This window comes from Spirosoma endbachense (assembly GCF_010233585.1).
GTDB classification, from domain to species: Bacteria; Bacteroidota; Bacteroidia; order Cytophagales; family Spirosomataceae; genus Spirosoma; species Spirosoma endbachense.
This window is the reverse complement of the sequence record NZ_CP045997.1, coordinates 329,251-348,964: the sequence shown is the minus strand read 5'-3', so window position 1 is coordinate 348,964 and position 19,714 is coordinate 329,251. Positions and strand designations below refer to the sequence as shown.

Below are 19,714 nucleotides of genomic sequence, written 5' to 3'. Positions count from 1 at the left end.
ACACACTCCATTCTACCAGGTCGGTAAATGCCATAATATTAGTATGAACTTATACATTTCTTGCTGTCAATACGCAGGATATAAGCTTCATTTATGACTATTCCACATTTTTATATGCTACACTCATTGGGCTATCACCGTTTTATTCGTGAACTTTCTACTTTTTCATGGCTTCTAGCGCTGATCATTGGTTTGTCATTAACCAATACCTGCCTTTTTGCCCAGCTTCCCTCAGGCTTTTCTAAAAATGTAGTTCAGGAGGACTATACAACCCCGATCGGGATGAACTTTAGTCGTACTGGCAATCAATTCTTTGTTTGGGAAAAAAAAGGACTGCTTTGGGTATCAACCTGGAATGGAACCTCCTATGTCCGGCAGGCTACGCCCGTTTTGGATATACAGGAAGAAGTTGGTGATTGGAATGATTTCGGCCTGCATAGTATTTGTTTTGATCCAAACTATGAAACCAATGGCCTGATTTACTTATTCTATCAAGTTGATCTCCATTACTTATTGTACTATGGTACTCCGCAATACAGTAGCACTGCTAATCTGTACAGGCATGCAACAATCAGCCGTGTAACACGGTATCACCTTCAAAATTCGGGTGGTAATCTCACAACTGATTACAACAGTCGGCATGTTCTCCTGGGCGAGTCAATAACAACCGGTGTTCCTGTCACCTACGAATCGCACGCAGGCGGCACACTGTTATTCGGTCGCGATGGCACCTTGCTACTGGCTACGGGTGATGGTGGTCATCATGAAGGTGTTGATGTGGGGAACCGTAGTGATACTTTCTTTCAGGAATCGCTGGATTACAACATGATGAGAGCTAACGAGAATGTTGGCGCCATGCGTTCGCAGATGGTCAATTCGATGTGCGGTAAAATTCTACGCCTTGATCCTGCCACAGGTAACGGCGTATCGAGTAATCCCTTCTACGATCCGGCAAACCCCCGCTCTCCACAATCGCGGGTATGGACACTAGGTTTACGCAATCCCTACCGAATGGTGTTGCAGGATAGTACGGGCAGCACAACTGCCAGCGACGGCAATCCAGGCACATTGCTCATAGCCGATGTAGGCTGGTATAAAATCGAAGATTTCCATATAGTTGATAAGGCCGGGCTTAACTGCGGCTGGCCGGTCTATGAAGGGCTGGAACCAACGATATCCTATAACGGGACCAACGTTCCTAATCTCGATGAACCTGGTCAGCCAACGTTTGAAAGCCTTTGTGTTCAGCCTACGTCATTCATCGATGATCCGAATCCTGCCCTTCGTCGCTTTACCCACTCCCGTCCGGCCCTGGATTACAGTCATGGTCCTAATGCCATAACTCGGGTTCCTGCTTTTAACGGAACAACACCCATTACGCGGATAATTGGAACAACCGGTGCCCCTGCCGGAACATCGTTTTATGGGTATTGTGCGATAGGTGGTGTGTATTATACGGGCAACCAATTTCCGGCTGACTATAAAAACACGTACTTCCTGACCGACCATAGCATGGGTTGGATCAAAAATCTGGAATTACATGATGAAGGCGACCATAAAATTCATGAAGTGAGAGACTTTGCACCCTATAGTTTTGAAACGGGTATCGTGGATATGAAGATGAACCCACGCGATGGTTCCATTTATTATGTCCAGATTCTGGGAACAATATCGCGAATTAGTTATGGAGGGAATCAACCACCCGTAGCCAGCGCATCCTCAAACGTAACTTACGGGCCATCTCCCCTCAACGTTCAGTTTACGGGGTCAAACTCCGTCGATCCGGAAGGTTTACCGCTAACGTATTTGTGGAATTTTGGTGATGGAACAACGTCAACAGTTGCCAACCCCACTCATGTCTTTTCGAACACAGCAGTGCAGAAGTTCACTGTCAGCTTGACTGTTACTGATAATCAGGGGCAACAGTCAATTCCCAAAGTGATCATTATATCGGTGAATAATACCCCCCCGGCAGTTCAAATCACGAACCCAGCCCCTGGCACGTTGTACACGATGAGTCAACCCACGTCCTACACGGTTCAGGCGAATGTTACCGATACGGATCTCAGCGGCCTAACGTATGAATGGCAGGTGAAGCTCCAGCATAATAATCACACGCATCCAGAACCTATTCTTACTGGCTCAAGCCCGGTTATAACGGTTTCGCCGGTAGGGTGTAGCCCCAATGAAACCTATTCTTACCTGCTTTCAGTGAAAGTAACCGATAATGGCGGGTTAACGGCCACTCAATCGGTTACGCTGTATCCCGATTGCAATTCAGCCAGTTCATTAGTAACTCATGTAACAGCAACTCGTCAGCTTAGTGCTGTTCAGGTAAGCTGGATAAACCCTGAACTTTTATTTGATGAGATACTGGTTGCCGCCAGGGAAGGGACTGGATTTACCGACGTGCCCAATGGAACATCGTATACGGCGGTTGCCAGTTTTACGGGCAACGGTTCACCAATTGAAGGAGGAAAAGTAGTTTATCGGGGCACAGGAACCAGCGTAACGGTAACCAATTTGAATCCGTTAGTTCAATACTATTTCCGGGTCTACACTCGCGTGGGGAATACCTGGAATGGTGGAGTTGAGGTCAGTGCTATTCCAAACTTACCGCCCACTGCTCCTAGCCAGATTGTTCAGACAATTCTGCCGAATCAGCCTTTTAGTTATACAGTAGCTGCTTTTACAGACCCCGAAAGTCAAACGCTGGCCTATAGTGCCATCAACCTGCCAGCGTGGCTAACGTTCAATGAAACAACACGTGTCTTAAGCGGTACTGCAACAGCGGCAAACACTTATGTGTTCACTATTGTGGCAACTGATCCCGGCAGTTTAACGGCGTCTACTACCGTGACCATTAACACCGGTGTCTGTACCATGTTCACCCTAAAGACTGGTAACTGGAACGACCCTACGGTCTGGTCATGCAACCGGATTCCAAACAGCACGGATGCTGTGCAATTGAACCACATTGTTAGTATTCCGAACCAGATTACGGCATCTGCCTCGAAAGTAACCTTTAGTAGCGGAATTAAACTGCTTGTTGGTACCAACGCGAAATTGAAGCTTAGCCAATGACAATTGTCTGATAGCAATTGCCCGGCTTGTGCTATAAAACAATACCGGCCATCAAGCCACCAACAACGACGATAAAGGGAGGAATTCGGGTATAGAGCAAAACGCCCATTGTTATCAGCACAACAACGACAGATGGCCAGTGGGGCGCCATGGGTTGAAAAAGAACAATAGCCGCTGCCGCTGTTAAACCCGTACTGGCGGCATTGACGCCATCCAGCGAAGCCCTGACAACACGGTAGCGTTTCAGCTGCTCCCAGAAGCGGTAAACGAAGAATATTAGAAATGTTCCGGGAAGGAAAATCCCGGCTGTCGACACGCAGCTCCCCCACAACTGGCCGCTAAATCCGGCATCACGCATGGATAATGCACCAATGTAGGAAGCAAACGAAAACACAGGACCCGGCAACGCCTGAACCAACCCTAATCCAGACAGAAACTCTTCGCGGGTGAGGTAGTGCTTAAACGCGACAAACTCATTGTAAAGCATCGGTGTCAAGACTTGCCCACCGCCAAAGACCAGACTGCCGTTTCGGTAAAAATTCTCGAACAAACGAACGGGCAGCGATTGCGTAACTGCACCAAGACCAGCCGCGCCGATCAGTACACCCAGCCACAGGAAAAAATTAGCCCACTGTACTTTGAGAGGTTTTTTTTCCATTCGCTCCTGCTTTTCGTAGGTCAGTGCGGTTACTAAACCACCAGCCACAATAACAATCGGTGTCATAACCGGCGACCGGAAAACATAAGCGACCAGTGCGGCAGTAATGGCAAGTGCCAGACTGACTTTATCTTTGATCACTTTCTGGCCAATGCGATACCCCGCCACGATCAGAAAGCCAACGGCCATTGGCTGTATATAGCGGGCAAATCGTAACGAAAGATGGTGTTGTTCGAGGTAGTTAATACCCATGCCAACGGCTGTCATAATGCTGACAGCGGGCAATATCCAGATCAGCAGGGTAACATAGGCTAAATTTGGGCCACCAATTTTAAACCCAACAGCCGTAATGGTTTGTGTAGAGGTTGGCCCTGGCAGAATCTGACAGAGGGCATTCAGCTCCATTAGTTCAGTTTCCGTCAGATACCGTCGTTTCTGCACAAAGCGTTCATACAACATCGCCAGGTGCACCTGCGGCCCGCCGAAGGTAGTAAGGGACAAAATCAGCACATCTTTCAGGAAGATAAGGAAGCGGATTCGTCGTACGGGCTTGACTGGTGTCAGATAGGGAGGCATAATAAACGGAGAAGCGAGCGGGGCGGTTTAGTTCGTTGCCGGGCGCTGAACCAATCAATTTTCAGCGCCCGGCAACGACTATAAACTTCAGTAGTAGCACTGACTCGAAATCGTCAGTTTTTGCAAATGACAGCTTAGAGAGGCCTGCGTTATTACGCTTTTTTCAACCCCAGTTCCATCAACCGTTCGTTCAGAAATTCACCAGCCGTCATGTCCACATAGAGTTTAGGATGCTCCGTGTCGATACAACTCTCCAGGCTCTTCAAATCCATATCGGCACGTGGGTGCATAAAAAATGGAATCGAATACCGGGACTGGTTCATTTTTTCACGTGGTGGATTCACCACCTGATGAATCGTCGACTTGAGTTTATGATTTGTCAGCCGGTCGAGCATATCGCCAACGTTTACAACAACCTGATCGGGAAGGGCAGTGATTCCAATCCATTTGCCATCGCGCCGGAGTACTTCCAGTCCATCTGCCGAGGCTCCCATCAGTAACGTAATGAGGTTAATATCACCATGCGCTGCCGCACGTACCGCTCCATCGGGTGTTTTTTCGGGATCGAGGGGAAAATAGTGGAGCGCCCTGAGGATACTGTCTCCATTTTTCACTTTATCATCGAAATACATTTCCGGCAACTCCAGATAAAGCGCTATTGCCCGCAGTAACTGCTTACCCGCATTTTCGAGCGTTTGATAAGCCGTTAACGTCGCTTCACCAAATTCAGGATATTCTTCCGGAAACACATTGGCTGGCATTTCCCCAACCGGCTCAGGCTGACCAATATGGTAGAATTCTTTGAGATCTGCTACTTTAAACCCTTTGGCTGTTTCTTTCCCTTTGCCAATATAACCCCGTTGGCCACTTAATTCGGGGTGTTCATATTTCCGCTTAATATCGTCTGGAGCCGAAAAAAACGCTTTAGCTGACTCATAAAGTCGCTGTGTAAGGTCATCGGTCAACCCGTGATTGCGGATGGCCACGAAGCCAATCTGATTAAACGCCCGACCTAAATCCTGCACAAAGCGAGCTTTGCGTTCCGGATCGCCCGATGTGAAATCAGCCAGATCCAACGACGGGATTTCATCGTACAATTCTTGTGATGACATAGACTAATCTGTTTTCGCAAAAATACAAAAGTTTACCCAATCTGTCCATCAATCCCTGCAACACAAAGAACCGTTTCGTTTAGTTAACAGCCCATAGAATAAATTTCGCGAATGAGGTCAATGGGCAGGTTCCATTACCCTTGCTACACCATGCTTAGCTCCACGACTAGCACAAACCTGCACTACCTTTCTGCTTCTTTAGCTGTAGATGCCAATGGCATTCAGGTTACAGCATACTCCGTTAGAAACCATATCAACGGACCTCTGTTAACCGAATGCCATCACCTAAGCTTTATGAGCTTTTATCCCGCAAAGTTCTTACCGATTTTGTTCCAGTCAAACACGTTCCAGGCAGCTGTAACGTACTCTGGCCGACGGTTTTGGTATTTCAGATAGTAGGCATGTTCCCAAACATCAAGGCCCATGACCGGTGTTCCTTTTTTCTCGGCCAACGCCATCAGCGGATTGTCCTGGTTAGGCGTCGATACGATTTCGACATCGCTACCACTCTTGATAAGCCATACCCAACCCGAGCCGAAACGACCCGTTGCGGCCTTTGCCCACTCTGTTTTGAAGTTATCGAACGATCCAAACTTCTTGTTAATCGCATCGGCCAACGCACCTTTTGGCGCACCACCTGCATTGGGTCCAAGAATACTCCAGAAGAATGTGTGATTCCAGTGGCCACCGGCATTGTTGCGAACCGCTGCGGGCGTACTGCTGCTGATGCTTTTTACCAAAGCCTCAATGTCCATTTTAGCCATATCGGTTCCGGCTACGGCCTTATTCAGGTTGTCCACATAAGCTTTATGGTGCTTGTCGTGGTGGATCTCCATAGTGGTTTTATCGATGTGCGGTTCCAGCGCACCCGCGTCAAACGGCAGAGGAGCCAGTTTGAACGGACCTTCTGCCTGGTTCAGACCGAAGCTGGACGCAGCCCGACCGAAAGAGCGGAAAGCAACTAAACCGGCCGAAGCACCAAAGGCCAATTTTAAAAACTCGGAGCGATTCATGCGAATGTTGGTTTGTAGAGAAATTTATAACGTTTTGCGAATACAACCCGTCACGCTGACAGATGTTCAGCGAACCTAAAGCTATAAATGCAAAGAACGAAATATTTCCGCGAAAATATGGATTCTAGGCCTGGGTGGGGAAATTGTAGTGCAACTGACGAAGAGATTGTGCTGTTTCGAGCATCTCCTTATAGGTCAGCCAAAAAACCATCGTAAACGGTTCGGCATAATAGCTGGTCCAGACCGGCGATGCTTCTGCTTCCATCCGTACCGTAAGCCTGAACTTATCGAGGACTCGCTGGTGACAATCAAAAAATAAACACGGCTCCTGCAAGACAACAGGCTTTGCTGGCTTCCCGGTAGCCACCAGTTCAAACCAATGAGCCAAAGCCGACAACTCATGCGTTGACATGACCGGAGCCGTTACGATGGAGGATTTCCCCTCATGTTGTAGCTCGATACTTGTCAATAGCGTATTGCGGTCAATACGATTTTTAGCCGTACCATCTTCATAATCTAAGATACTGATGGTCAATCTATTTTGACTGTTTTCCAGCACCATAATTCCAGGATCTTTTTCAGATTAGGGATTTGTATGCAGGAAACCAGAAGTTTCGGGATAAGGTTATAGAATTAATTAAAAAAGCACCTGGATCGGTGCTTTTTTAATTAATCATAAGCTATTCGGCTTAAAATACTTCGCCCCAGCGTAACCTCATCAGCATATTCGAGGTCTCCCCCGATAGGCACTCCCCGGGCAATCGTCGAGATTTTCAGGTTAAACGGCTTGAGTTTCTTTTGCAGATAAAACGCCGTTGTATCCCCTTCCATCGTCGGGCTTATGGCCAGAATAATTTCGCGTACCTGCTCGCTCTCCGGGCCGCGTAATCGCGTAATTAGTGAGTCAATCTGTAGATCACTGGGGCCAATTCCTTCTACGGGGGATATGATTCCTCCGAGCACATGATAAAGACCCTTATATTGAGCGGTATTCTCAATGGCCAGCACATCGCGCGTATCTTCAACAACACAGATCAATGATTGATCACGCTTGTTACTGGTGCAGATCGAACAGAGATCATGGTCTGAGAGGTTATGGCATTTGCGGCAGTATTTGACCTGCGTACGCATAGCCGTCAGGCTTTGAGCCAACGTTTCGGTTTGCTCTTCGTCGCGTTTAAGCAAGTGCAGAACCAGCCGGAGGGCAGTTTTCTTCCCGATTCCCGGCAGTTTTGATACCTCGTTTACCGCAGCTTCTATAAGTTTGGATGGATACTCCAAGAGTCTGTTGTTTAATGACTATTGAACAATGAATACAGCCTAATGAACTCAATCAGTATCATTGTTCATCAGGCTGTACTCATTTATTTCAGTACTTCGGCCGAGATGCCCCGGCGGCAGATTTCGTTGCGCATTGGCACAAGTTCTTCCCACGAGCCATTCTTAACGGCGCATTTTCCTTTATAGTGGATCAAAAGTGTACACTGCTCAGCCTGCTCTGGTGTATGATGGCACACGTCAATCAACGTTTCGATTACGTGATCGAACGTGTTCACATCGTCATTGAAGACTACGAGGCTATGAACGTCGGTTGCAATGACTTCATCGAGCACGTCCACATCGGTTTCTTCAAAAGGTTGCATGGGAGATAAAATGGTATTTATTTAGCAAATTTACAGTAAAACTGCTGCAACGAAAAACAGCGGAATTTTTCTTTTCGTTATTAGTGGTTACCAATACTTTACCAGTCAATTCCGAAAACGTTTATTTCGCCTTATTCCGGCCAATGGTTCAATGGACTTAAAGCATTCCACTTGCCAACCGATCACTAACACCCTCGTCCTGGCTTTCGTCCGATTCTTCGATTACCTGCTTCCGATATACACTATTAGCCCGGTCGATTATCATCTGGCTCTTACGTTTCAAATACCGTTGCGTCGTCTCCAAATCTGAATGAGACAACGATACGGAAACCAATCGCAGGTCGCCAGAGTATTCGAATAAATCTTCAGCAAATAAGTGTCGGGCCGAGTGCATGGAAACTAGTTTATTGAAGCCTGCTGTTTGCGCAACTTCTTTCAATAACTGATCCACATACTTAGTCCGATTATTGGCCTTGCCCTTTAGTTTATCTCGCCTAAGATGCCGCGTTGACGGTGGCATAAATGGAAAGAGATAATCGTCCGGTTCTTTGCCCTCCGAATACGACAAAATCAACGGAAGAATCGCTTCTCTATTAACACCAATTTTGATTTATTCGTTTTCTCAGCGACGGTATAAAAGCGGTATTCTTGCACAATTTTTCCTTCTTTCATCGGCCATATGGTTTGCACCTGTGAAACCTTGGCAACCATCAAATCCATTGCCCGCAGGCCATGCAGGTAATAGCTGACCAGGTAAATGTTTCGGGTATGATTCCGGGTTCGCTCACCTTTTATCCTCGTGGGCAAGGTTAACGTTGACCAAATTTGAAATTCCGCTTTATTAAACACGATTCGTTCCGTAGGTGCTTCTTTAAAGGTTCGCACCCGAAGCGGATCAAGCTCATCGGGCAGTTTATACTTGATAATAAATGAGCGAATATGCTGGTGGAGTTTACGCAAATATTTGCAGGTTGTAATTCGCCGACTTGATTCAGTGGAGGTTTTCCGCATCGGTGGCCGGGTCAACAAATGCGTCTCGTATTTATCGAATAACTCCAGGGTAAGCTGTTGTAGCGAGAATTGCCCTGTCTCCGGGTTGAGTTTCAAGAACCGCAGAAAAGCTCAAAGTTTGTAACGATGGTTATCGGCTGTGCCTTTTTCACCCCGTTCATCCAGACGTTTGACAAAATCCCGGATATGGTCGGCCAGTGAAACGGATTCTGTTTTTTCCAGACGCTGTTTTACCTCATCAACCGTGTAGGCTCTACCCAGTTCATTGAGTCGCAGTACCTGATCTTGATACTTTCGAACCCAGTTTTCATTATCATAAGTACCCCTGGGTTAAAGTGTTTCTGCCGAACGTAGACTATGCTACTCCCCAAAACAGATGGAGAGTAGCATACAGATCTTAATTGACACAGCGTTGGAAATAAGAATGCAATCAGGCGACGAAGCTATATTCACTTTAAAAAGCCATCCAGATAACCTAAGATGGTGGCTGTTTGCATTATCAGGGAAACATGCCCCTGCCCAGGAACAATAGCCAATTGAGATTTCGGCATTGCGCTTAGATCAGTACCTAGCACACCCCCCAGGCGTTGATATGTTTTTATCAGTTCAATTTTATCCAAACCGTCATTGTCGCCGGCTATGATCAGTACAGGTGCAGAAATTTGAGAAATATTGGCATCACCCAGGTCAAAGGGTGTTGAAGCCGAAGTGATCATCTGTTCTAAGAACGCGGTCCATTTGCTTTTATCAGGTGCCACAGCCTCATAGGCGGCTTTCAAAGGCGTGTTTGTAAAAAATTCAGGTTTTGTTTGTTTAAACCTGTCAGTCACTTCTGGAATCCAACCACTACTTTTATAGGTAGACGAAATGATCACTAACTTCTTTAACCGTCCAGGGCTTTGTATGGCAAACTGGTAAGCCACAGAGCCACCAAAACTATAACCTACTACATCCGCGCTGTCAATGTTCAGGTGATCCATGACGCCTTCCACATCACGGGCTAAAGTAGCCCTTGACAATTTTCGATCTGAAAACGGAGTATGTCCATGTCCCTGCAATTCAATAGCAATTACTTTCCTGTTTTTTGACAATTCGGGTATGAATTGCCCCCAGTTCATATCAATGGTCATATAAGCACCATGCAGTAACACGATTGGGCTGCCCTCGCCATATACTTCGTAATACAAATCGATGCCATTAACAGGTGCATAGCCACTGTCGTAAGGCTTGCTTTGTTGTTGGTTGGATTGAGATAGAGCAGACATAGTGCTTGCTATTGGTCGTATTGATTTAAGCGTATTGCCTGTTTTGAATGGATTTTTCGTAACAGGATACAGATTTGATTTTCGACTTTACCGATTATCCAAAGTTAGAAAGCCTTTCAGCGTTTGGCGATGTGTAAAAGCGACAGTTTCCGGGTGAATCCCGACAAATAGTACCAATTCACACCCTGGCGCACCTTCTAAGTTTTTCTCGCCTTTTCTGCCCGCCATTCAATCCGCTGATCGAATACATTCACAACACCAGGAAGCGGATGCCATTTGTGCTGCCCATGGATTCTGCCCGCGCTAAGTACCGTTTCAGAAATCGCCCGAATTAAGAAGTAGATACATGAACGTTCATTCGTCTCAAGTAGGAGCGATTTTTTGAGAAAATCAGAAACTGTTTAAACTTTCTATAATGGAAATAAAATGGAGTGGAGGGTTGCCATTCCTCCTGCCCTGATGTAGGAATGACAAAAAATTCACCAATGGTTGAGCTAAAAGAAACGTTTAAATAGCTCCATAGTTTAGGCTGACAAAAAAACATTTCCATCTTTCATGTAGCGATGTTTAATTTTCCTCCACAATCTTCACGCCCCAGGCGTCCAATTTAATCGGCTTGTCATTCGCTATGGATTCATTCGTTAGTAATTCTTTTCCATCCTTATACGGATACGTAACGGTGCCGGATGCTGCGGAGTAATTGAAGTAGTAATGAATTGTTTTGCCCTGTTGATTAACGCCCGACTTGGTAATCAGCGGGAAGGTTATTTGCTGATCGGGCCCCCAGACCTTCGCTTTCCTGCTGGCATCTTCCAGTATTTTCCGCAAAACGGCATCGCTGGTCATAAAACCGATGTAGGTGGCCATTCCTTTTCCAAAGGTGTTTTCGGTAACGGCAGCATATTTCCCCCAAACCGGGTGATCGTAATACGCCAAAACCTTGGCCGTTGTCGGCGTAATTAATTCCATCCAGGTTTTCACTACGTTATTATCTTTTCCAACCTGATACGGATCGTTTTTTAACGATACCTGCTGGGGAATCGTAAACTGCGAATATGTAATACCGCAAGCCTCGCCGATAATCCCCGGCTGAGGAGTGGTCCGAACTTTCACGTTTTCGTCCGAAAAACCACTTTTAAAGGTATACACAATATGGCCACCATTTTTCACGAACTGATTCAGTCGCTGCAGTAACGCGTCCGAGGCTGCATATAGGGCTGGAACAATCAACAGTTTATAGTTTTCAAGGTTTGTGCTGGACGGATCTACAAAATCAACGCCAATATTCATGTGGTATAAAGCGTCGTACATGGGACGAAGGACGTCGTTGTATTTTTCCCTAGCGCCCCATCCAAAACTGAACGCGTTAAAGCCCGTCAGCGCTTGGTTACTGAAGAGCATAGCCACCGAATTTGTTCTCTTCAGATTGACCAAATTCGGACTGAGTCTGGCAAAATCTTTACCAATAGTTTTGGCTTCTTCATAAGTAGGATTCGGCTCAAAATCATGACTTAGCAAGCCTTTCCAGTACGTTTCTGCCGAGTTGTGAATAGAATGCCAATGCCAGTATTCAAGCATAGACGCTCCCGAAGCCAGGTGACTGAACGCCTGTAACCGCAACTGTCCCGGATACGGCACCCACTGCGGAAAACCCTGCGCTTCCGTTTCAAGCACCAGATAATTTTTGCCCCGGTTGGATGCATCGACTTTCATGGAACGCGCTACGTCGCCACCAAACGAAATTTCAGTTCCGCTGAGTTGGCTCTGCGTGGGATGGTAAATGTCTACGCCCGCAATATCCAACGCTTTGGCAGCCGCGAAATGATCGACATCGGGCTGAATACCATACGAATAGCCGCGCCACTCGAAATCAAAATTCTGCGTAACGAACTGGCCCGGTCGCTTGTATTCATTGACAATCGCGGCTTGCCAGGCCAGGTAATCCGTCACCATCTTCCGCTGGAACGTAGCGAATTCTGAACTAAGGCTAGCGTTGATTGTGCCAACTGTCGATGGGAAATCTTCCCACGAATTGATTCGGTTGCTCCAATAATCGAGGCCGTAGGTTTTGTTAACTACGTCCAGCGATTTGTATTTCTCTTTCATGTAGTCCACAAAGAGTTTCTGCACATTCGCGCCCGTTGTGTTGTAATGCTTTGTTTCGTTATCGACCTGATAACCAATGATTGCCGGGTGATCTTTTACATGTTCCATTATCTTCCGAATAACGCGTTCGGCATGAAAACGGAAGTGCGTATTAACAATATCCATATTCTGACGGGGACCGTAGCGGTTCTGGCCCTGCGGAGTCGTTGCCAGCACGTCGGGGTACATTCTGACTAACCAGGTTGGCACGGCATAAGTAGGCGTTCCCACAATAACATAAATGCCTGCTTTATGCATCGCATTCAGCACCCGATCGATGTGCGAAAAATCGAATGTACCGTCCTGTGGTTCAACCGTGCTCCAAGTAGATTCGGCAATGCGCACTACGTTAATGCCCGCTTCTTTCATCATGGCAACGTCCTTGTCCAGTCGCTCGTAGGGCATGTATTCGTCATAATACGCAACGCCAAACAGCAGCTTATCCAGTTTAGGACCTTGCGCCCACGCAAAGCTGGTTAGGCAAAAAAGGAGCGTAACAACGCAGGCAAATCGTTTATTCATGAGAATAAGTTTAGGATTTTTTCAGTGAATCTGGAATCAGTTTAAACTTTAGCAAAGCATCCCCAAAGCTATGTGAATTTTGAGGAGGGCTCCCCGTGGCGTGCGAACTTTCAATAAACACAGCAAAGGCGGCATGAACGGACAAATCGACTCATCACTGGCCAGTTAGGACTCTGACCAATTTAGCGTGCTCCTCGCACTGGTATAATTCATCTGCTAGCAAGCTACAGAGCCGTCGCTTTAATTAATTGCCCGTTTCCCGAAGCAGAGACTTGAAAACCCTTATTCTCAAAATTAGGAGGATTTAATGGTTCACTAGTTAATTTACCTGTCTCAATTTCCAATCATCCGTCAATTCAGTTAAGGCCTTGGGGAATAGGGTTGTTCAATGGTAGGGGATTCGTTGACCGAACCTGTTTTACATTCCTAAAAAAATGATTTAAATTCGATAACTCCTTTAGTACCTTGTTTATTACCGCCTTTTTGGGTGGACGTTGCGATAGCCTCTAAGTTCTGCTTAGCTGAAACCTGCAAGTCATTCGAATCATTGTACATTAAAGAGGGTAAGCACTGAAACCAAGGCGACGACTATTGGTCTAGAACAGCAAAGCCAACCTTGGAATAATAGCATAGCTCAAACCTAAAGGCATACGCCTAATGCAAATGTCGGACGAAGCCATGCCGCCGATTCCAGCACGTGCTCCTCCACCAAGTACCAATCAACTGTTTTTTACTGACGACTTTTCGGGGAAGCTTACAAGGCATTATGCAACATCATTTACCGATGCAGGTACGTCGACATTAACACCAAACTCGATAATCGCATTTTCTGCAAGTTTACTCTATTAAGTTAATCCATATAGCGCACATTAACCCAGTATTCGTTTTATACTATTCCTTTATCTGCCGACAGAGTACTATCAAAAACTTAAAAACCCTTTATTTTAGCCAAAAAGAGACTTCTCGATAGAGTTTTAGAGGTAATTGCCCTTTTTAATTTTCCTTTAATTTTCTTGTAAATAAGAAAAATACCATTCACCTTTGCCTATCAAACAACAAGACTACTATTCAACTTTCTCAAACTAACCACTCAAACGTATGCCTGTATCCCTACTTCTTCTTTACCCCCGTTTCGAAAGCCAATTAGTCAAATCAGTAGGTATTGGTCTTATTGCCTGCCAATAATTCGTTTTCCTGTCCGCTACTGTCGGTCAACTCTCTCGTCCCTTCCTGCTACTTTAATCCGTAAGCGTTTGAAATAGACGCTGGTAAAGGTGCATACCTAAACGGTTAATCAATCGTTTAGGTATATTATCTATAAATTCTATAGATAATATATATTATTTACATAAAGACCCTATTAATATCGCCATCTGGAAAAATCGGAACGGTCCGCCGGATTGGCGCCGAAGCAAAAGCTCTACCGCAGGTATGAAACATGCGACCAATTCTAACCTAAGTCTCTTTAACCAAACAGTAAGTATAATTCCAGAAATGTGCTATGAAATCAGCCAAAGCAAACACACGCCGGACCTATGAAGAATAAATTACGATCCTTTCAGAGCCTTAAGAGGGGTTCTTTCCTGAAAAAAATACAGTATACATCGTTGATTCTGTTTTTCGGCTTTTTTAACAGCTATGGACAGAACGTAATCAAGGGAACCGTCCTCGACGAAAAAAATCAGGTGATACCCGGCGCTACCGTTGTCATTAAATCAACGGATGCTGGAACAACGTCTGATGCAAATGGGAAATTTAGCTTATCGACCACTAAATCATTACCCTTGACACTCGTGGTGAGTTTTTTAGGCTATAAAGCCCAGGAAATCACCACCGGCCTTAGCCTGGAACCACTCCTCATCCAGTTGGCAGAAACAGCAAACCAGTTGGACGAGACCGTTGTCGTTGGTTACACAACAGCCAAACGGTCGAGCTATACAGGATCTGTATCGGTTGTCAACGCACGGGACCTTGAAAATCTGCAGATTACCTCTATTGGCAAAGCCTTACAGGGAACTGTGCCGGGCCTTCAATCCATTGCATCGGCAGGTCAGCCCGGAGCCGATGCCGATCTGTTTGTGCGGGGTGTTGGTTCAGTCAATGCGTCAACCGCTCCGCTTTATGTGGTCGACGGTATCCCCGGAGCGAATGCGAATAATTTGAATCCCAGAGATATTCAATCCATCTCGGTATTAAAAGACGCGACGGCAAGCGCACTCTATGGTTCCCGGGGTGCTAACGGTGTGATTGTGGTTACCACCAAATCCGGATCACTGAATGCAAAACCTACGTTCAACTTTTCTGCCAACTACGGCTTCACGTCTCGGGCAGTGAAGGATTATGCGTATTTGTCAGCGAAAGATTATTATGAATTACAGTGGGAGGCCATTCGCAACACGCAGTTGGATCAGGGTAAAACAGCAGCAGTAGCCGCTCAGTATGCGACAGACTATCTCGTCGATGGTTCACTGAAAGTCAATATCTTCGGTTCGAATTATCCAAAGCCGATTGGTTTGGACGGTAAATTAGTCGCAGGCGCCACTCCCCTTTGGACGGATGATTGGGGGAAAGCCATCTCCCGTCAGGGAATTCGCCAACAGTATGACCTCAGCATCAGCGGTGGCAGTGCTGCAACCAAATATTTTCTCTCAGCGGGGTATTTAAATGAACAGGGCTGGATCAGGACCTCTGAGTTCAGGCGTTTCAATCTTCGCACGAATTTACAATCGAAAGTCAACAATTGGTTTGAAGCAGGTGCCAACATCTCGTTGTCGTCAGGTTTTCAAAAATCACCTACCCAAAGCGATAGTAACACCGGTAATTTTGCCAATTTCCAACGACTCATAGCGAATATTTACCCCGTTTACGAACGTAATCCAGACGGTTCCTATAGTTTGGATGATGCGGGGAATAAAAAGTGGGATTACGGAAGATATCGCCCAACCACCGCAGCCAGCGGGTCAAATATTCTGGGCTCGGCCGAGAATGCGATATCGGGTGATCAGACGGATGCCGTGTTGCTCGGAACCAATTTCACCATTACGTTTCTGAAAGGATTGTTTTTAAAAACAACGGCGAACGTGGATTATCGTGCTGGTAGTTCGCTTACTTATTCACACTCCTATTACAGCACGGGCGTAATCACCGACGGCGCTGGATCCGCATCCAGAAGCTCAAGCCGTACGCTCAACTACACCGTCAATAGCTTCCTGAATTACTCCGTCTACTTGCCTGGAGCCCATACACTGAGCCTGCTCGCCGGTCCTGAGATCTACGTCAATAACATCTCTTCCTTATCCGGAAGCCGCACTGGCTTTCAGGTTCTGGGAAAAACCGAGCCTTCTGCTGGAACGCTCAGTGGCGTATTTAATGGAACATCATCGGATTACCGGTTGGCGAGTGGACTGGCCAAACTGGATTACGATTACCTGGGACGTTACCATTTTTCCACCAGTTATCGTCGGGACGGTTCCTCCCGCTTCAGTGAACAAACCAGATGGGGTAATTTTTGGTCGGTGGGAGCCGCCTGGAATATTAAACAGGAAGAATTCCTGAAAAATAGATCCTACCTGGATAACCTCAATCTGCGCGCCAGTTACGGAGCCCAGGGCAATGATAATGTCGGCAATTACGCGTACGGCGGATTCTATTCCATTTACAACAGCCTGGATAAACTGGGATTATTACCCTCTTCGCTTCCCACACCGAATCTAAAATGGGAGACCAACCTGAATCTCAATGTTGGGGTTGACATTTCCCTGTTTAACAACCGGATCGCAGCCCAGCTGGATGTGTTCGACCGCCAGTCAAAAGATCTGTTATTTAACAGACCGCTTTCCCCATCAACCGGTTATGGTGGAATCGATGACAACATCGGCTCATTAAGTAACCGAGGTATTGACGGCCAAATTACCGGCGTACCCATTCGCAGTAAGGATTTCAGATGGAATGTTACCCTGAATTTTGGGCACTACACCAATAAGATCACAAAATTGCCGCAGAAAGAAATCCTGACTGGCGCAATTGGTCAGTATGGAAATACCAAAAAGATGGTTGAAGGCGGTTCTATTTACGATTTTTACATCAAAGAATGGGCGGGAGTTAACCCGCAAAACGGCAAAGCCACCTGGTATAAGGACGTTTTGGACGGCAATAAAACTGTTACTGGCAGGACAACTACCGAAAATCAAACTGAAGCCACTCCTTATTTCCAGGGGAGCTCCCTTCCTGACTTTTACGGCGGATTTACCAACAGTATTTCGTTCAAAAACGTTGAGTTCTCCTTCCTGATGGCGTATAGTATAGGGGGTAAAATTTTCGATGGAGACGAGCCGATGATCGCCCATCTTGGCAATGCCCCAGGTCGCGCCTGGTCGGAAGAGGCCCTCACTCGCTGGACACCGGAAAATACAAACACCAATTTTCCTCGTCTCACATACGTTTCTGACGCCTGGAATACCATTCCGTCTACCCGATTTTTATATGATGCGACTTACGCGCGGCTGAAAAATATCTCCCTTTCGTATACATTGCCTCGCAGCCTGGTATCCCAACTGTCGTTGACCAATGTTACCATACGTTTGGTAGGCGATAACCTGCTGACTTTTTACGGGCATAAAGGATTAGATCCAGAACAGACCATTTCAGGGTCTACTTACTATCGCTATCCTGCGCAAAAATCAGTTTCAGCCGTTCTAAATGTATCATTTTAACGACAACGCTTATTCAACCATGATACGGAAATTCAGTTATTTATTCGTTGCTCTGGTTTTGTTTACATCCTGCAGCGACAACTTCTTTGAGACTGCTCCGGCAACCCAGATTACGACCCCGGAGGTATTCTCCTCGGAAGCCAACATTGACGCTTTTGTGAATGGCTCCATCCGCTTTCTGCTGGAAAACAGCACGTCTCAGGACAACCCTGGTCTGCCGACCATTTTCTTAACGCATGATGTAATGGGCGAAGATGCTTTTGCCCGGGACGGCCGCTATGGATTCCGGGATTCGTATCCCTACCGCGATCCGTATGATAATACGACAAGGCGCGCTCTGTTTTTCTGGACATTGCAATACACCTCGATTGATCATACCAACAATATTATTGCTAATATTAAAATCGACGATACGAGCAAGCCCAGTTTAAAATACCTTAAAGGACAAGCGTATGCACTACGGGCAAACAACTACCTGAATTTAGTGAGGCAGTATCAATTTACCTACGTCAAAGACCCAAAGGCGAAAGCCGTTCCTATTTACACCGAACCTACAACGCCTAGTACAGTACCCAAGCCGCGCGCGACGGTCGAAGAAATCTACAATCTGGTGTTCAGTGATTTAACGGAAGCGGAAAAGTTGTTAACCGGCTACACGCGTTCGGTCAAAAATCGCCCCGACGTTAACGTCGTATATGGGCTATTTGCCCGCGCTTACCTGACCCAGGAAAAATGGGAACTGGCCCGGGATTATTCAGCCAAAGCGCGTGTCGGCTATCCGATTATGACCGCCGATCAATATATCCAGGGGTTCAGTGATGTAAGCAATCCTGAATGGATTTGGGGGCATCCGCAAACAGTAACGCAGAATTTGGGGGGAGCCTCGTATCTGGCCTATATCGAAACAACGCCGTATTCGACGGATGCAGCCGGCACGAACCTCTATTACGGCTACAATAGCATTATGCCGGATCCGAATTTTATAGCATTGTTCAGTCCGAACGACATCCGCAAAACGTTATTTGAAATTGCCAAACAGCCCACTGAGGCTCTTTACAGAGGGTACCGTTACAAAAAATTCAGAAACAAGTATCCCAATCATGAGGGTCATATTGTGTTGATGCGTTCGTCGGAACAACTGCTGATTGAAGCCGAAAGTAAAGCAAGATTGAATAACCTGCAGGGGGCCATAGAAACGTTAAATGAATTGAGACGGAAACGAAACCTGACTGATTTGTCGGCAGGACTGGACAAAAACAGTTTGATCGATGAGATTTTACTCGAACGTCGTAAGGAGCTTTGGGGTGAAGGTTTCCGTCTGTACGACATTTTGAGAACCCAAACCGCCCCTGTACGAAAGGAAACATCGGAAAAATTTGTCGATACCAAGGGGGCAACGGTTAGTGTTTTGGGGCACTGGATCACCAAATTTCCCGATGGAACGGCGTTCGTTCCCAACAGCAAATATTACCTCTTTCCGATTCCTCTGAATGAGATCAGTAACAACCCAAACCTGTAGCGGATGATGATTCAGCGGATTTATAGTAAAATCGCTATCGTTAAAATAGAGTACAAATGTAACACTCGTGATGAAGGGTATAAGTGACCTTCATCACGAGTGCCTTGTTGCCAAGTAAAGGTTTATAAACTCTGACAAAATCAATGGACCAGCCAGGGTTGGAATATGTTCAATCCCTGGCTGGTCCAATTCATATAAAGTCGGTGTTGATTTTCTGCTCTTACAATGCAGTCCCCAGCTGGAAGAAATGGAACGTCTCTCAGAAGCCCATAGATTATATAGGATAATATTCAAAACGTTTAACTTATGATGAGCTCAACAAATGACTGAACTACCTGAAAAATAAGTGAATACCTTTCGAGTTTCCGAAATTTACCAATAGCAACAGCATTAGGAGGACTGGGGGGCAACTACTGGGGCCTGGATTGGCCCGGTTCTCTGAAATGAATCTAGC

General features: G+C 46.2%; 13 protein-coding genes. 3 read left to right on the top strand and 10 right to left on the bottom strand.

Annotated elements, in window-relative coordinates; genetic code table 11:
* Window positions 1-114 precede the first annotated feature (114 nt).
* Entirely contained in the window at window positions 115-3,084 is a 2,970-nt protein-coding gene (locus GJR95_RS01285; protein ID WP_162384165.1) for a PQQ-dependent sugar dehydrogenase, read from the top strand.
* A gap of 31 nt (window positions 3,085-3,115) precedes the next feature.
* Here the strand turns inward: GJR95_RS01285 and chrA are convergent, their stop codons facing one another.
* The 10 genes from chrA to GJR95_RS01235 form a co-directional block, all read right to left on the bottom strand.
* Entirely contained in the window at window positions 3,116-4,318 is a 1,203-nt protein-coding gene (gene chrA, locus GJR95_RS01280) for a chromate efflux transporter (RefSeq protein ID WP_162384164.1), read from the bottom strand.
* Between the two features lie 152 nt (window positions 4,319-4,470).
* The gene (locus GJR95_RS01275; RefSeq protein WP_162384163.1) at window positions 4,471-5,430 is read right to left on the bottom strand and encodes an isopenicillin N synthase family dioxygenase; all 960 of its coding nucleotides are present in this window, start codon (window positions 5,428-5,430) and stop codon (window positions 4,471-4,473) included.
* A gap of 302 nt (window positions 5,431-5,732) precedes the next feature.
* Window positions 5,733-6,443 (bottom strand): superoxide dismutase, encoded by a 711-nt coding sequence (locus tag GJR95_RS01270; RefSeq protein WP_162384162.1) that lies wholly within the window; start codon window positions 6,441-6,443, stop codon window positions 5,733-5,735.
* A gap of 124 nt (window positions 6,444-6,567) precedes the next feature.
* Complete coding sequence (locus tag GJR95_RS01265) at window positions 6,568-7,005, bottom strand: WapI family immunity protein (protein ID WP_449618979.1); 438 nt, start codon at window positions 7,003-7,005, stop codon at window positions 6,568-6,570.
* 107 nt (window positions 7,006-7,112) lie between these two features.
* Window positions 7,113-7,724 (bottom strand): recombination mediator RecR, encoded by a 612-nt coding sequence (gene recR / locus GJR95_RS01260; RefSeq protein ID WP_162384160.1) that lies wholly within the window; start codon window positions 7,722-7,724, stop codon window positions 7,113-7,115.
* An 83-nt stretch (window positions 7,725-7,807) separates the two neighbouring features.
* Entirely contained in the window at window positions 7,808-8,086 is a 279-nt protein-coding gene (locus GJR95_RS01255) for an ATP-dependent Clp protease adaptor ClpS (RefSeq protein ID WP_162384159.1), read from the bottom strand.
* A 157-nt stretch (window positions 8,087-8,243) separates the two neighbouring features.
* On the bottom strand, window positions 8,244-8,654 hold the full coding sequence (locus tag GJR95_RS01250) for a tyrosine-type recombinase/integrase (RefSeq protein WP_262889748.1): 411 nt from the start codon (window positions 8,652-8,654) through the stop codon (window positions 8,244-8,246).
* Between the two features lie 2 nt (window positions 8,655-8,656).
* Window positions 8,657-9,193: a hypothetical protein gene (locus tag GJR95_RS01245; protein ID WP_162384157.1), complete on the bottom strand. Its 537-nt coding sequence runs from the start codon at window positions 9,191-9,193 to the stop codon at window positions 8,657-8,659.
* Between the two features lie 353 nt (window positions 9,194-9,546).
* A complete protein-coding gene (locus GJR95_RS01240; protein WP_162384156.1) occupies window positions 9,547-10,362 on the bottom strand; it encodes an alpha/beta fold hydrolase in 816 nt (271 codons plus the stop codon).
* A 567-nt stretch (window positions 10,363-10,929) separates the two neighbouring features.
* Complete coding sequence (locus tag GJR95_RS01235; RefSeq protein ID WP_198424797.1) at window positions 10,930-13,029, bottom strand: beta-galactosidase; 2,100 nt, start codon at window positions 13,027-13,029, stop codon at window positions 10,930-10,932.
* A gap of 1,535 nt (window positions 13,030-14,564) precedes the next feature.
* Between GJR95_RS01235 and GJR95_RS01230 the strand changes: the two genes are divergently transcribed.
* Window positions 14,565-17,741, top strand: coding sequence for a SusC/RagA family TonB-linked outer membrane protein (locus GJR95_RS01230; protein WP_232541044.1), 3,177 nt, complete (start codon window positions 14,565-14,567; stop codon window positions 17,739-17,741).
* Window positions 17,742-17,760: 19 nt separating this feature from the next.
* On the top strand, window positions 17,761-19,260 hold the full coding sequence (locus tag GJR95_RS01225) for a RagB/SusD family nutrient uptake outer membrane protein (protein WP_162384155.1): 1,500 nt from the start codon (window positions 17,761-17,763) through the stop codon (window positions 19,258-19,260).
* Window positions 19,261-19,714 lie beyond the last annotated feature (454 nt).